Consider the following 15,932-nt stretch of genomic DNA (forward strand, 5'->3'; position numbering starts at 1 on the left):
GACTTCCTCTCATGGGTATGCACTCGAATTTACCACACCACTAACTTGCCACTAAGGCGCCGCTTTGCCATCAGCGTCGATGCCACGCTTCCAATACGCTGAACACACGATTCTTGCACTAGGGACAGCAAACTGCTCTTTGGCAAGATTTTGAATTGTGCGCACAAGTGCAGCTTCAAGCCCCATAAAAATGATTGGCGTATCGGTGTACTGCTCTAAACAGTGCGTGATCTGCTCCAGCAACTCTGTTTGCGGCTCGGTGGTAACTAGCCAGTTAATGCGATGGTTAGTATGTGCCTCTATCGTATCAAGTGTGATGATATCTTGCGAGTCAGCAATATGTATAAACACATCAACATTGGCACTTGCCGGTAGTTGCTGCAAATAGCCGTTAATTGCGTTGACAGAGGTTAGATCTGCAATCATTAAATATTGCGACTGACTAAAATCATCCAGTTTTTTAGGGCCTGGTCCTGCAATAGCCAATTTATCACCGAGTTTGGCCTGTTTTGCCCAGTCAGTGGCTATACCGCGATGTTGATTAACCACAAAATCAAGGGTAATTGTATGCTTAACAGGATCAATCGCCCTAATTGTATATGAGCGTTTAGGTGCTGGGTTAGCTGCTTTAAGGTCAATTTCAACCTCTTCTTGACCATAATGCGGAAGTAATACTTTTACATAGGCACCGAGTTGATCCACTGGAAAATCATAAAACTCATCACCTCCAACGACCAAACGCTTTAAATGCGGGGCAATATCTGTTGTGCTGATCACGGTTGCACGGCGTACTCTTCTCGTCATGTTTGTCTCCTCACACGGTTAATTCATTGTTTAATTGCACAACGCCCCATTAGTTGATAAAGTCAACTATAAAGAATTAATTGACTTTGTCAACTAACTAGGTGGAATATGCCACAACAAAATTTAGCTTCAACTCTCTTTGCACTGACACAAAGCTATCGGCTGATTGTAAGAGACGCTATCAATGCCAGCGAATTAGGATTAAATGCATTGCATGTTAAGTGCCTGCATATCATTGCCGATACTAGGGACTGCACAGCCAATGACATCGTCAATGAAACACAGCGTGATAAAGCACAAATAGCACGCTTAATTAAAGAGTTGCTGTCTTTATCCTTGATCACCAAGTGTGCGGATGAAAATGATAAACGCTGTTTTATTTTGTCATTTACCCAGCGTGGGCAAACACTTTATCAAACCCTTCAACAAGCCGAGCAGCGCGTTGATAGCTTACTCTGCCAAGGGCTTGACCAAGCACAAATTGATAATTTTTTAATGGTCGCTAACACTATGATCAACAATATAAAAAATGAATAACATCGGTAATATGCGCTGGCGACACTAATCTAACTCTTGGCATTTTAACGTGCTAAGCACTATACTGTACAAACGTACAGCATAGTGTGTTTTTATATATGCTTGTTATTCCTATTTATATCGAAGCGGGTATTTGTGGCTTTGAATCTCCTGCCGCGCAATACCAAGAGCTGGGGTTATCCCTCGATCAATTATTGATTAAACACCCTGATGCAACCTTTATCGGTATCGCCTCTGGTGAGTCAATGCAAGGCGTGGGGATTTTTGATGGTGACTTACTCTTGGTTGACCGCGCTGAGGAAGCCAAAAATAATGATGTGATCGTGGCTAATTTAAATGGTTTATTTGTGTGCAAATTACTTGATAAAACCAATGCTCGGTTACTGTCGGCGTCGCCATTATACGGCCCGGTGCAATTGAGCCAAGAAGATGAATTCCAATTAGAAGGTGTGGTGACACGTTCTATCCGGCTACACCGCACAAGCCCTGAGTTATACCAATGTATGCCTTAGTCGATGCAGTGGCATTTTATGCCAGCGCCGAGAAAGTATTTGATCCTGCACTGCGTACTAAGCCTGTTGTCGTACTGACTAACAATGATGGCTGTATATGTGCCGTGTGCCCTATTGCACGGCGGCTAAATATTCCTAAGTTTCAGCCTTACTTTAAAGTTAAACATTTATTAGCCAAACACAATGTAGTTATTCGCTCATCGAATTATGAGCTGTATGCCGACTTAAGCGATAAGATGATGAATATAATCAGTCGCTTTTGTGATAATCAGTTTGTGTACTCGATTGATGAAGCGTTTTTGCACTTTAACGGCTTTACCCCACTCATTAATGACTGGCATCAATATGGTCAGTTAATTCGCCGTACCGTTTGGCGCGAGACAAAGCTGCCCGTTGGGGTTGGCTTTGGTCCAACGCCAACCCTTGCCAAAGCGGCTAATCATGCAGCAAAGAAACTCAACGGTTTTAATGGGGTTGCAGTGATTGATAGTGAGCAAGCACGACAACATATTTTAGCCGCTATGGATGTGGGTGATGTTTGGGGCGTTGGCAGACGCTTAACTAAAAAGTTAAAACTACTTAATATTAACAGTGCGCTTGATTTAGCTCAGCAATCCCCACCTCGCATGAAACGCTTATTTAGCATCATGCTTGCCCGTACAGTGGATGAGTTAAACGGCCGCCCAACCTTAAATTGGCATGACGTACAGCAAAATAAACGCGAGATATTTTCAACCCGCAGTTTTGCAACTAGGTTAAGCTGCCCTATTGCTTTAAAAACAGCGTTAGTGAGTCATGCCATGATTGTTGCACGTAAGCTACGCGCCCAACACTCAGTCACTAAGCGATTGCTGCTGTTTATTGCCAGCTCACCCCATGAGCAACACTACACAAAAAAATCGCTTATTTATGAACTCCCTCACGCGAGTGCCGACAGTACTACCTTTGCTAATGCAGTAACGGCTATTTTCGAGCAACTGTATCAAGTAGGCGTACCTTATTATAAATGTGGTGTAGGGACATTAGAGATAAGCACTGCGCAGTTTCAGCAACAAGATTTATTTACTCAAAAAACAGATAATATTAACTTGATGGCCTGTTTAGATGCAGTCAACAAACGTTACGGTGCAGATAGCTTAACGCTTGCAAGTCAGCAACAAACTAACCAATGGCATATGAAGCGCACTTTTTTATCGCCCCACTATACAACCCGCTGGCAACACTTGCCAAAAATAAGCTGTTGTTAGCGTTGTAATTCAAACTGACAAAGGACATCGCTGTTTTCGACACTGTATGTAAGAGTCGTTGGTGAGATAAAGCGCAGCGTTTGGCTGGTATCTAAATTATCTACCTCATTCTCACAGCGAGTATGGCGTAGTGACATGGTAATACTTTGCGTGGTGTATTTATACTTAGTAGTGACTAAACAAAAGTTAGCGACTTTATTGGTTTGTGTGCCATGGTGTAAGTTGTTAAAAATGATTTCATCGCCGAGCTTAAAGCCAAGATCAGGCTCATTTTCATCAAGCAATGCTAACGCTCCACTAGCACACATTTTAGCGTCACCAGATACTAATTGATAACTGCCAACCTTAGTGTTGAATAAATTAATAAACTGACTCTTATTACTGGGTAACTCAGTTTTAGCGCATAATATATTGCTTACTAAAAGACTGCTTACCCATAGTAAAATTTTATAGTAATGCATTAAAAAACCTACTTTTAGGAATATAAAGAGCATAGCACACTCAAGCATGTGCTTTCTAAGATCATCGCTATAATATTTAAGATAAAAAAATCCCTTGATAAACATCAAGGGATTTTGATTATTTTACTTGGTACTTTTAAATAGTTAAGAGTAATTAAATTCTCTAACCCTTCTATAAAATACACATGTTAATAACACCAGAAGCATGAAAGCTAATGAACCACCACTTTTCTTACTATCAACAGTATTAGGTTCAACGACGACCTTTGGTACATCCTTAACCGTTACAGTAATAGCCTTCTCAACATCAGCTTCACCATCAGAAACCACAACTTTAAAAGCAAGTTCACTAGGCTGGCTCACATCTGGCGCGGTAAACTTAAGCGTATTTGTATTTACACCATCAAGTATTACTTCTATACCTTTTGTTTGTATCCAAGTATAAGTAAGTGCCGCTGACTCTTTATCTGATGCCGTAGCTGTAACAACCACTTCAGTTGCTTCATCGACAACTAGAGTTGAATTGTTTAGCTCAACACTTGGAAGTTGGTTAATGTGTAAAAAATCAATTTTATAATCATGAGAAAATTGCTCATAGCCATCAAAAATGGTTAGATTAACAATCCCCACCACAGATTCGGTTAGCTCACCAACATTGAGCAATACTTTGCCATCTGTGTCTGTTTTGCTTATTGATATTTGTGGATGCTCAACATGCCACTCAAATGTTAAATTATCACCATCAGGGTCAACAGTGTTTGTCGCATCAAGCACAACTTCAGTTAACTCTTCAACACTTTCAGGGATTGTAGCATTTAATATCGGTGCTTTGTTGAGGCTTTGTTCCGCTAGTTTTGCAACCACTTCAATCAAGCCATTCACTTTGCCGTCTAAATCAAATTCACTGCCATCAACAATAGCAAACGTTGCACAACCCGGGCACGCTCGTTCATACACATTACCAGAAAGTGCAGGCACAGATTTCCATCCCGTATTTGATAATACACGGATTTGTAGGTGTGAACTTAGTAGCGAATTAACACGCTGTGGTATCGCAATTTCAGCACTGTTTGCCATATTTGCAAGGGTGATATTTAAATTAACCAAATCACTCTTAGCTTGAAAATGTGGTTCAACTATATCTAGCTCAGTAAAGTGTTCAGCTAAGCTCTGCTCATCTATAGACATATCTGCAATTACATCGTCTGCTGAACTTTCCTTAATTGTACCTACAGATAAATGATTGAATTGATCAACACTCTGTACAAAATCTCCCGATGCCAATATAGCAGAGTGAGTAAATGCAGAGTTATCTAGGTAATCAGCAATACCATCTTTGTCACCATCACCCACACCTTCTTCAAAATCAGGTATACCATCACCATCAGTATCAGCCTCACGATCATCAAATGTAACATCGTCTATAACTTGTAACTTAATAACTTTAGATACCACAACTTCATTATCAACTTTACCTGTCATTGACAGTTCAAAAAAGTCACCATCAAGTGTACTTGGATCAAAATTAACAGCCCAACCAGACTCACTCGAAAGGTATTGAGTAAACGCAGTATTTGGAGATACCTCTAATTCAAGGTCGTATTGAGAATTTGATATAGGTAACCCTAAAACTTTAATTTCTGCAGAGAAGTTATTTAATGAGCGCTGCACTGTTTTATTGATTATTTTACCATTTTGACGCAAGTCTATTGTTAACGAAGGAGAAGCCTCTTCTTCCAAATATACCAACGTGCTGGTGTCGTTCTTATCAACAAAGACATGACTTCTGCCATTAAGCGTAATAACTGCAGGGTTTTGAGACGAAGGACGTTCTAACTCAACTTTGATGGGGCCATACAAATATGTCGAAAAGTAATAGTTTCGATTATTCATATTCAAAGAAAAGCTAGTATAAGTTGAAGGACTTTCACCATGGATGAACAAATCAACAACTATTTTACCACTTTGATACACTTGGGTATACGGTTGAATACTCACCTCAGGGTAAATACTAGCAATTAAATTACCGGTTGCGCTATTGCCCGCACCATCAGTCACCGTAACAGGAACTTGTACATTGCCTGTTCTGAACATAAAGCTACTGTCAATTTCTAACGAGCTAATACCTGATGCAGCCTCATCAATTACATAGCTATTTGTAATAGCATCTTTAAGCCCTACTAAGGTATTGCCATAAAAAGAAACAGAATACCCCTCTCGGATCGCTGGTGGTGTAGTATCAACAATCGTTACTGTTTGAATCGCTGTTGTTTCATTACCAACAAAATCGCGCGCTACCCAGCTTATTTGATGCTCACCTAAAGGAAATGCCGATCCATTTTGCATATACACATCCGGCTCTAAGCGCCCATTATCAGTCACCTCAGGCAAAAAGACATTTGGTACATAGGTATTTTCAGATGTGGCTTCAATTGTAATAGGTTCAAGGTTACCAAAAACGGGGGCTTGATTTTCACCTAAGCTTGCATTATCTGGGTGGCTATCTTCGCTATCATATACACCGTCAGAATCACTGTCTCTGGCTCGAGGGTTAGTTTGAAGGTTAAACTCTTCTAAATTAGATAAGCCATCATAGTCAATGTCAATGGTGGCATCATATGGCACGAGTACATTAAGGTCATTTTCATATTCCCAATAATCAGGAATACCATCCTCGTCAGAGTCCGCGCTAGTATCAAGTTCCGTAAACCATTTAAAGTTATCAAATGATACCCTCTGATAGTTCTGTGAAGTCTTTTCAAATTTAACTTTTACAATATTATATCCATCATCAACAGGTAATAATAAACGTGATGTAGAGTGTTCTGATTCAATGACACTGCCGTTCACACTAACTTCTAAAAGGTGGCTATAATTAGTTTGATAGTCAAAGGTAATAAAACCCGAAGAAAAAATCCCCGCAATAGCAAAACCTGAAACACCAGTGACATCATTCTGAGCTAGGATTAAACTCGCATTGCCATCAGTGAACCAATCTGTATTTCTTTCCCAGGTTCCTATATTTAAAGCAAGCTTAGTAAAGTGATTCGGTAACCTTCCCTCTTCAAAACTTTCATTTAGCAGCTCAAAGCGTTGAGGTGTCGATGTTGAGTCACTAGCACTACTTTGTGCATAAAACTCTTGGATGTTAGTGAAACTGTCGTTATCAAAATCAGAGGTCGCATCATCTGCATCAAGCGGTGACAAGTTTTGAGTAACTTCGTAAGCATCTGACATTTCATCGTTATCAGAATCACCCGATGTAGGGTTTGTACCTAAATTAAACTCTTCAAGCGCTGACAAACCATCAAAGTCATGGTCAGACAGTGCATCTGTGGGGTCTAAACGATCAAGCCCGTATTTTAATTCCCAATAATCTGGAAGTTGATCTTGATCGGTATCTGTTAGGTCACTTTCAGAATAATATACAAAATTATCAAGCCAAACAGTATCTTCTCCACGTGAAGATGAAACATCCTTTTGGTATTTAAACTCTAATCGATGAAGGCCACTAGGAACATCAATAATGACTGTTGTAAACGAAGAGGAATCTTGATTTTGGCTGTTAAAAACGTTCACGCCATCAATAAATACATATAAATGATCACAACATGACTCAGACTCTACCTTATAGTCGAACAGTAAAATACCCTTTGCAAATAAACCTGCAACATCAAAGCTACTAAATTGAGAGTCATCTATATCACCAGCTCGAATACTCTGCAGTCCATCCGTTGTATAGTCATTAGTAATAAACCAAGGAGCTGTTGAACCTTCCACCTGATTTAACCAAACAGGCAAAGTGGGTGATTCAAACGAAGATGTAATATTTAAAAGTTCAGGAAAAGAGCTTGCAAGTTGAGGATCAGTGCCTGAAAAATATTCTGATAAATTATCAAAACCATCATCATCTGGATCTTGAGTTGCATCTGAAGCATCATCAAGGTGCAGAGCATTATCATATTCCCAACCATCTGGCATTGTGTCGCCATCTGTATCTGAGTTATTAGGAAGGCCATTATTTAAAAACTCAAGAAGGTTTGATAACCCATCCCCATCAAAATCTAAAGCTGCATCTTCACTGCTATAAATATCAAGTTCATGTATTAATTCCCATGAGTCAGCAATACCATCTTCATCTGAGTCTAAAAAGTCACTACCAATATATACATTATCAATAAAAACAGCATCTTCTTCGGTTGAAACAGAGATATCTTTAACATAAGTAAATTTCAAGGTGTTAAAACCAGCAGAAACAGGTACTGATATTGCTTTCCAATCGATATGTCCTGATTCTTGAACAATAACCTCATCATTCAAATAAACGTTTAAAAAGTCATACCCAGCCTCAGTTCTAAGCATGTAGTTAAAGCTTACAAAGCGTTGTTCAGCCGTTAAAAAGTTAAATTCAACACTGGTTTGATACGAGTCATCAATATCGTTATTCGTAAGTGCAAAACCTTGAGAGTCACCAACTTCTTTTACTTGCCAAGGCGTGATGGAATTTGAGGAGATAAATTCACTAGGTAATTGACCATCGTCAAAATTAAACACGGCTTCTTCAAGAACACTCGGTGTAGAGTTAGAATCTGATGGATCACTATCACCAAAAAACTCAACAAGATTAGTCCAAGTGTCATTATCTAAATCTAACTGCGCGTCAGATGAATCAAGTGGATTTAGCTCAAAAGACACTTCCCATCCATCAGGCATTTTATCTGAATCTGAATCGGCGATAAGTGGGTCAGTTAAATGAACGTTTAACTCATCGTAATCGGATAAATTATCAGCATCCGAGTCCTGAGCATTAGGCAACGTATTTGCAAGATATTCTTCAAGATTTGATAAACCATCCTGGTCTAAATCAAGGAGAGCATCATCAGCTGAATTAGGGTTCAAACCATATAAAAGCTCCCAATTATCGTCCATTGAATCTAAGTCCGCATCAATAAACTGAATGTTATCGCAACTTATTTCAACATTTTGAAATGTATGAATTACATCAATAGCGCTATAAGATAAGTCAATTGCAGCATTGATTGCACCACAAGCACCATCAACGAAATCAGTCGAGTTCACCCAGTAATTTTGGTTTGCTCTGAGCATTATTTCAAATGCTTTACGCGGGTTCCAACCTTCAGTGTTAGAGAGTAAAAAAAATGCTCGGTTAAAAACGCCACTGCTATGATGAACATCCATGCCATAATAAAAATCACTGGCTCTACCTATCGAATAGCCATCAAGAGAAGGGGTTTCAAAATAGCGTAATGCAGGGATCTCTATTGAAATGTCAGCACCAGAAAGCCAATCAGTTTGTCCCCGTAAGAAGTATTCAGCGGCTTCACCAGCCATATCAGAAAACGACTCATTAATACCACCAGACTGATCGTAATAAAAAAGATCAGAGTTTTGACTAGTAAAACCATGGCTTACTTCATGGGAAACAATATCTAGAGATACTAAAGGGTGATATAAGTCAGATCCATCACCAAAGGTCATGGCTTCACCATTCCATGTAGCATTATCCCAATTTTCACCATAATGAACACGCATCAACAATTGAAAAGTTAATGGTGCAGTGTCATACCACTGTTGATACATATCGAAAACGGCAGTACCGAAGGCATGCGCGTCATTGAGTGGCGAGTAAGCACCATTGATCTCTTTATGTGTATTACGGTCGCATGCAAATGAAAAAGCTTCGGATGGCTCGAAACCTGACTCCATAGAGACTGTTTTTACTTTTTCGTTTTCTAAAAAGCACACGTCACCACCCTGAGTAACATCAAGAGCGGGGAAATCACTACCATATTCATAAAGTCCCGTTTTTACATTACCACCAGGTCCCGTAGCATGTGCGTTTTGAATATTATTCCACTGTTTAAAAATTCGATAATTTGTTTCACCAATTAAAGCTATCGGCCGCTGCTCAAAGCCATTATTAAGTACTTTAAGCTCTATTAATCGAACATAATATGATTGGCCATTTTCAATAAAAATATAGCGTTCATTAGAAATAAGCTGTTGATTTGATATAGAGTCTAATTTCGCACCTTTTAATAGCGCATTGATAGCTATTGAATCATCAAACTCTGTGCTGGCAGTTTGTTTTAGTGCCTCAAAATTAATATCTTTAGCAAAAAAACCACTTATATGTTGATTATTTTTCTTAACCCGAATTTGCTGCCCCCAAATAGGCACTCCAGCTAAGTATTGTTGCATCTTTTTAGTTGAATTTTGTACCGATGAAACAACTTGTTTAGATTTAGTAAAATGAGGTGACTCTAATTCTATAAAATATGAGTCGCTGGATGCCATCGCTTTTGCAACTGTATTTTGTTCTAACAGAGCTTTAATTTCGAGGGAAGACGATTTAGTTACTCGCTGCGAAGTCGCAGCGTGAGAATTAAACGAGCTTAATAAGCAAAATGCAATTAAACCCGAAGAAAGTGATTTATACATAACATTCCTATGTCGTATATTATTATTCAGTTTGCGTTCATAAAAACCAAAGGAATGTAACATAAATATTAGCGTGGAGTAACTACTTTAGACCCAAAACAAATACATCAAAAAGAATAAAAGGACTAAAGTTTATGAAGTCAATAACATTCTAGGAAAATAGGGTTGATTTATGACAACCCAAAAGAAATAGATACGTAGGAATACTTTTACATTACTGCCAATACTTAGCAAAAAGTTGCGGGTAAGCCTGCTTTAAAAACTTAGGTTTATCTTTGAAGCGTTTACCCTTTGGCTGTTCAAGCCCGGAAGGAACAAAAGGCAACTCGTCTTCGTTACGTTCTTCGTACAGTAAACCAGCTATTAAATCGTATTCATCTAAGTACGGATAAGGCTGCTCATTTAAATGATAGACAGGAGTGCACTGGGCTAATGAATCGGCATTTTCAAGGGCGGCATTAAAGGTCGTTTCACCACGAGAAATCAACCAACAACGAAATTCAGAGAAGCCATAATCGTCGTTGCAACCAGCCATTACAAACGCAGCGCCAAATAACTCCCAAGTATAGCTTTGACGCATACAAAGGCTAAATTGTTTATCAAATTCAATAAGCTGCTCATCTGTCAAATCGCTCAGTAGCGTTTTTAACCGTTCACTTACCGACTCTGGCTCGGCGGTTTTATCGGGAACGGTAACTAATTGCCAAAACTCGCTAGACGAAAGCACACTCATGACAGGATCTCTTTCACACGACCAACTTGGCCATCTTCTAATTGCACTTTAATACCATGGGGATGATTTGCTGACTTGGTCAGCAACCGTGAAACAATACCGTTGGTAAGCGTGCCACTGCGTTGGTGTTGTTTTAAAACTATGTTGACTTCAGTACCTGGAGAAATTTGTGAACGAGTAGGAACAGCCATAATACACCTCTTTTGCTATTTTATTGAATTATAGCTACATGTATCACTGATACCAAACTTAAAGTACAGTGATGATGATGTTTTCGTGCTCAATTGCGGTAAAAATGAACTCTTTAACTGTTAAATCAATGCTCGCAAGTTCCTTGCTAAGTATATGTTTGATTAATAGTGTATCTTGATTTTTCGTTGCTTGTTCAAGTGCCAACTGATCTTTAAAGAAACAGCTAATTTTAAGTGACGTAGCTGGTTTTTTTATATCTATATCATGAGTTAACCAACTAAACTCTGTTACTTCATCTTTAATACATTCACAGGCACGCGTTAAAGTCGTACGTAATACTTTATCAAATTGTTTTTGTGTTTTAGTCATTATCGGTTGTTTGCTCTGCTTCGCGTTGTTTTTTAAATTCGTCGTAGCTATCTTGTTGGCGTTTTACGCACTCATGGTACTCTTTATCTGCCATATAACTACATTCCCCAAGCCGCGCAGCTTGGATTTCGTGATAGCGCGAATCTGAACTACAGGCGGTTAAAAACAGTACCAGCACAATGCTCATTACATATTTTAGCTTATTAAAAAGCATTAAAAATTCCTTACATTTTTAACTGGAAAAGTAATTCATCCACGGCGATTTTACTGTATATTGCAGACGTTTTATATCACTAACCGTTAAGGGCTTATTATGATGTTGTCGCAGTTACAAGAGCTGTTCCAGCGTATCGATAAAAGTAAACTATTTCAATCATTTGTTATCGCCGTTATTGTGGTATCAGCGCTCACCGTTGGTGCGCATACTTATTCGTTACACCCCACTGCTGAACTTGCTTTACACTGGATGGACATTGGCATCACGGTATTTTTCTTAATAGAACTCATTATCCGCTATGTGGCGAGCAAAGGTATCAAAGACTTTTTTAGCAAAGGCTGGAATATTTTTGACTTTATAATCGTCATTGGCAGTTTATATCCTGCTGCAGGTTCAAGCATTTTTATAGCCCGTTTACTGCGAATATTCCGTGTACTACGGTTAGTCTCTATGGTGCCAGAACTACGTTTACTGGTTAATTCATTATTAAAAGCCATACCGCAAATGGGCTACATTGCGCTGTTAATGTTTGTTATTTTCTATATTTATGCCGCAACTGGCAGCATGTTATTTGCTGATATAAACCCATTTCTATGGGGTGATGTATCAATCTCAATGCTGACTTTGTTTAGGATTGCAACCTTTGAAGATTGGACCGATATCATGTACGAGACCATGGCGGTCTATAAACTTAGCTGGATTTACTATCTTACATTTATATTCTTAACAGCGTTTGTGTTTTTAAACATGATGGTAGGCGCAATTCTTGAAGTGATGTCAGAAGAGCATCGTAATGCCCGAGAAGAGCAAGCTGATATTGATTCTCTGCCCGCAACCCAAGGGCAAATTAATGAGCTCAAAGCGCAAGTTACAGAGCTTACACAATTGATTAAAAATCAACGTTCATAAGTCACTAAAAATAGGCCAGCTTAGCTGGCCTATTAGTTACACTTTAAATCTGCCTACCAACTCGGTTAATACTGACGAAAGTCGATTCATTTTATCGCCATTTTCATGAGTCGCATTAGCAATATCACTGACATCATCAGCAACATTTTTTATCTCTGTAACATTACGATTAATGTCTTCCGCAACATGTTGTTGCTCTTCAGCTGCGGTCGCTATTTGTGTGTTTAAATCACTGATAGTTGCAATCGATGTGGTGATCTCAGCAAACTGTTGCTGCGCCGAGTGCGATAGCTCCACTGTTTTATGCGTACTTTCAAGACTGCGGTTCATTTCATTGGACACTTGCGCAGACATACTACGTAGCTTATCTAGCTGTGATGCAATCTCTTGCGTTGATTCAGCAGTACGTTGCGATAATGCGCGTACTTCATCGGCTACGACTGCAAAGCCTCTGCCATGCTCTCCAGCCCTTGCAGCTTCAATGGCGGCATTAAGTGCAAGTAAATTTGTTTGTTCTGAAATACCGCGAATAACATTCAAAATCGACATGATGTTTTCACTTTCAGCGTCAAGCTGCGAAATATCAGCACTGGCTTTGGTGATCACCACAGAGAGTTGCTCAACACTTTGCACTGTTTGTGTGATCACCGATTGACCAAGCTCTGACGCTTGTTGCGTTTGCATTGCAAGATCAGCAGCATTAGCACAACTTGCCGACACTTCATTGGCAGTCGCAGCCATTTCGTTAATTGCCGTGGCAGCCATTTCCAGTGCTTGTTGCTGTTGTGAAGTTGCCCCTGTTAACTGTCCTGCCTGTGACGACGTTTGTTGCGATGCATCAGACACATCTTTAGCACATTCATTGATTTGAGTAACAAGCTCAGCAATCAAGTTTAAAAACAGATTAAAACTATTGGCAAGCTTTGCCGTTTCATCTTTGGTTGTTATTGTGAGCCGTCGAGTTAGATCACCACCGCCTTGCGCAATTTCAGCCAGACCATCACTGACTTCAACTATAGGTGAAGAAATTACTTTTGAGATATAACTTGCGATCAAAATGAATACAATAATTAGCACCGCACTAATAATTAAAATTGTAAAGGTCATGGTGTTTGCGGCGCTCATCACCTCTGACTTTTCAACTAAACCAATAAATTTCCAGCCCAACTTAGCTGAAGTATATATATTGGCAATAAAATCTTTGTTATTAATAACAATTTCAAACTGACCTTGGGTATTAGCAGCTAACTGCTTGTACTTCCCACCCGCAATATCAGCTAAACGTTTAAAACGAAAATCTTCATTTTTAACATCAACAAGTACATTTCCCGTATCTTCAATCAGCATTAAGTAACCAGTTTCACCCAGCTTAATATTGGCAATCATTTCTGTCAGTCCTTGCAAAGAAACATCCATTCCCTGTACACCGATAATTTGTCCATTATCTTTTATTGCTTTTACAGTAGAGACAATAACCATATCGTCAGCTGCCCAATAGTAAGCACTGGTGCGAACCGTTTTACCGCCCGCAGATTTACCTGCTAAATACCAAGGTCGAGAGCGTGGGTCATAATTGGCATTAACTTCTCCCGCTGGCCACTGAATATAGCCACCTTGTTCATTGCCCATATAAATATAAGCAAGTCCAGGGTGAGTTTGGCCGAAGTGATCAAACTGTTGAAATGCGGCACGTTCAACACTGCTGCCCTGAAGATGTTTTAGCATCACCGAATTATTTGTATCGACATGAGTTTTGACATCTTGCTTAGCAGCTAAGACCATTTGATGTGAAGCTAGATAAGCAACATTTTTTTCTATTTCGGCAAAAAATATAGCGATACCATTATCTATTTGCCGTGCTTCTCTTTCGCTCATTTGCGCAAAGTTATCAATAGCTTGTTCTCTTGTTTGCGTGATAACAAGGGCTGCAATAATAAAAAGAGGTAAGGCGATGGCTGAGGCAAAAGATAGTTTTAATTTTTTTGATATATTCATACATAGGAGGCCAAATAGAGACTCCCATAAAGATAGTAAGCTATTGAGTATTCAGCAAGAAACGATCTAACTAAATTAACTAAGCAGTGACAAAACTAAAGCGATGCAAAAAGACAACAGCAAAAGGGCTGGCACATTGCCAGCCCCCTATATTAACTAGAATAAATGGCTGCTGGTAAACTAATGTTTGTTATCAACAATAATACGCAGCATGCGACGCAGTGGCTCGGCGGCGCCCCATAATAATTGGTCACCAACGGTGAACGCACTAATGTATTTAGGGCCCATTGCTAATTTACGAATACGCCCTACCGGAATACTTAACGTGCCAGTGACTTTAACTGGAGTTAAATCTGTAGCCGTAATGTCACGCTCATTCGGGATAACTTTAACCCACTCATTATGTGATGCCAAAATCTGTTCGATTTTCTCAACGCTAATGTCTTCGCGTAGTTTAATGGTCATCGCTTGTGAGTGACAACGCATTGCGCCAATACGCACACATAAACCATCAATTGGCACCGGCTGTTTACTTGAACCTAAAATTTTATTTGCTTCAACTTGCGCTTTCCATTCTTCTTTTGATTGACCTGATGGCATTGGCACATCAATCCATGGAATTAAGCTGCCTGCTAACGGCACGCCAAATTGGTCTTGCGGTAAATCGCTTGAGGCAATTTGCTGTGTGACTAGTTTATCAATTTCTAAAATCGCTGCTTGTGGATCGGCCAGCTTATCAGCCACGCTTGCATGAATAGAGCCCATTTGCGCAATCAGCTCTTTCATATTACGGGCACCGGCACCTGATGCTGCTTGATAAGTCATTGGGCTTACCCATTCAATCAGGTCTTGCTCAAATAAACCGCCTAATGCGAGTAACATCAATGAAACGGTGCAGTTACCACCCACATAGGTTTTAACACCTTGCTGTAAACCTTGCTCAATGACGTCTTTGTTGACCGGATCAAGGACAATAATACTGTCGTCGCTCATCCGCAGTGCTGATGCAGCATCAATCCAAAACCCGTGCCAACCCGCTTCACGTAATTGTGGGTATACAGCTTTGGTATAATCGCCACCTTGGCAGGTAATAATGATGTCCATTTTTGCCAGCGATTCAACATCCATTGCATCAAGTAATGGTTTTGCAGGACCCGCTAAATCAGGGCCAAGTTGACCGGTTTGCGAAGTAGTAAAAAAAGTAGTATCGATATTAGCAAAATCATTTTCTTGTTGCATACGCTCTAATAACACAGAGCCAACCATGCCCCGCCATCCGACCAATCCTACTTTTTTCATTGTTTGTTCCACTGTTTGAGTCATAAGAAATACCTAATACGTTAAAAATTAAAATTCATTGCGTGAGATTTAATTTTTATAGCCTCCTAAGCTAACACCACCAGCACACTAAAACTAGTCAATAAACTGTAACTTAAATATTTTTCATAATGTAAAACTGTGCAATAACATACAGCATTTATTTTAAACTTTAAT

Annotated in this window: 13 protein-coding genes; 4 read left to right on the top strand and 9 right to left on the bottom strand. The window is 39.5% G+C overall.

Annotation, left to right across the window (positions count from 1 at the left end; translation table 11 throughout):
* Nucleotides 1–51 precede the first annotated feature (51 nt).
* Complete coding sequence (locus ACMVDV_RS19505; RefSeq protein ID WP_416159316.1) at nucleotides 52–804, bottom strand: siderophore-interacting protein; 753 nt, start codon at nucleotides 802–804, stop codon at nucleotides 52–54.
* 108 nt (nucleotides 805–912) lie between these two features.
* On the opposite strand from ACMVDV_RS19505, the gene ACMVDV_RS19510 reads away from it, so the two are divergent.
* The 3 genes from ACMVDV_RS19510 (at nucleotide 913) to ACMVDV_RS19520 (ending at nucleotide 3,100) form a co-directional block, all read left to right on the top strand.
* Entirely contained in the window at nucleotides 913–1,341 is a 429-nt protein-coding gene (locus ACMVDV_RS19510) for a MarR family winged helix-turn-helix transcriptional regulator (protein ID WP_416159317.1), read from the top strand.
* A 98-nt stretch (nucleotides 1,342–1,439) separates the two neighbouring features.
* On the top strand, nucleotides 1,440–1,853 hold the full coding sequence (locus ACMVDV_RS19515) for a LexA family protein (RefSeq protein ID WP_304185792.1): 414 nt from the start codon (nucleotides 1,440–1,442) through the stop codon (nucleotides 1,851–1,853).
* The gene (locus ACMVDV_RS19520; protein ID WP_416159318.1) at nucleotides 1,841–3,100 is read left to right on the top strand and encodes a Y-family DNA polymerase; all 1,260 of its coding nucleotides are present in this window, start codon (nucleotides 1,841–1,843) and stop codon (nucleotides 3,098–3,100) included. Before ACMVDV_RS19515 ends, ACMVDV_RS19520 begins: the two co-directional genes overlap by 13 nt.
* Here ACMVDV_RS19520 and ACMVDV_RS19525 read toward each other — a convergent pair.
* From ACMVDV_RS19525 to ACMVDV_RS19550, 6 genes are all read right to left on the bottom strand, one after another.
* Entirely contained in the window at nucleotides 3,097–3,561 is a 465-nt protein-coding gene (locus ACMVDV_RS19525; protein ID WP_416159319.1) for a hypothetical protein, read from the bottom strand. The genes ACMVDV_RS19520 and ACMVDV_RS19525 overlap by 4 nt on opposite strands.
* A gap of 144 nt (nucleotides 3,562–3,705) precedes the next feature.
* Nucleotides 3,706–10,023, bottom strand: a complete 6,318-nt coding sequence (locus ACMVDV_RS19530) for a M4 family metallopeptidase (protein ID WP_416159320.1) — start codon at nucleotides 10,021–10,023, stop codon at nucleotides 3,706–3,708.
* A 214-nt stretch (nucleotides 10,024–10,237) separates the two neighbouring features.
* Nucleotides 10,238–10,756, bottom strand: a complete 519-nt coding sequence (locus ACMVDV_RS19535) for a DUF4240 domain-containing protein (RefSeq protein WP_416159321.1) — start codon at nucleotides 10,754–10,756, stop codon at nucleotides 10,238–10,240.
* Nucleotides 10,753–10,947, bottom strand: coding sequence for a YwbE family protein (locus tag ACMVDV_RS19540; protein WP_416159322.1), 195 nt, complete (start codon nucleotides 10,945–10,947; stop codon nucleotides 10,753–10,755). The genes ACMVDV_RS19535 and ACMVDV_RS19540 overlap by 4 nt, the downstream gene beginning before the upstream one ends.
* A gap of 58 nt (nucleotides 10,948–11,005) precedes the next feature.
* Nucleotides 11,006–11,317: a hypothetical protein gene (locus ACMVDV_RS19545; protein ID WP_416159323.1), complete on the bottom strand. Its 312-nt coding sequence runs from the start codon at nucleotides 11,315–11,317 to the stop codon at nucleotides 11,006–11,008.
* Nucleotides 11,310–11,531 carry a hypothetical protein gene (locus ACMVDV_RS19550; protein ID WP_304185799.1) on the bottom strand — a complete coding sequence of 74 codons (222 nt, stop codon included), beginning with the start codon at nucleotides 11,529–11,531 and terminating at the stop codon, nucleotides 11,310–11,312. Before ACMVDV_RS19550 ends, ACMVDV_RS19545 begins: the two co-directional genes overlap by 8 nt.
* A gap of 102 nt (nucleotides 11,532–11,633) precedes the next feature.
* Between ACMVDV_RS19550 and ACMVDV_RS19555 the strand changes: the two genes are divergently transcribed.
* Nucleotides 11,634–12,443, top strand: a complete 810-nt coding sequence (locus ACMVDV_RS19555) for an ion transporter (protein ID WP_416159766.1) — start codon at nucleotides 11,634–11,636, stop codon at nucleotides 12,441–12,443.
* Nucleotides 12,444–12,479: 36 nt separating this feature from the next.
* Here ACMVDV_RS19555 and ACMVDV_RS19560 read toward each other — a convergent pair whose 3' ends face one another.
* A complete protein-coding gene (locus ACMVDV_RS19560; protein ID WP_416159324.1) occupies nucleotides 12,480–14,438 on the bottom strand; it encodes a methyl-accepting chemotaxis protein in 1,959 nt (652 codons plus the stop codon).
* A gap of 180 nt (nucleotides 14,439–14,618) precedes the next feature.
* Nucleotides 14,619–15,761 (bottom strand): aspartate-semialdehyde dehydrogenase, encoded by a 1,143-nt coding sequence (gene asd / locus ACMVDV_RS19565; RefSeq protein WP_304185801.1) that lies wholly within the window; start codon nucleotides 15,759–15,761, stop codon nucleotides 14,619–14,621.
* Nucleotides 15,762–15,932 lie beyond the last annotated feature (171 nt).

Source organism: Pseudoalteromonas sp. ASV78, from assembly GCF_047806705.1.
Lineage (GTDB): Bacteria > Pseudomonadota > Gammaproteobacteria > Enterobacterales > Alteromonadaceae > Pseudoalteromonas > Pseudoalteromonas prydzensis_A.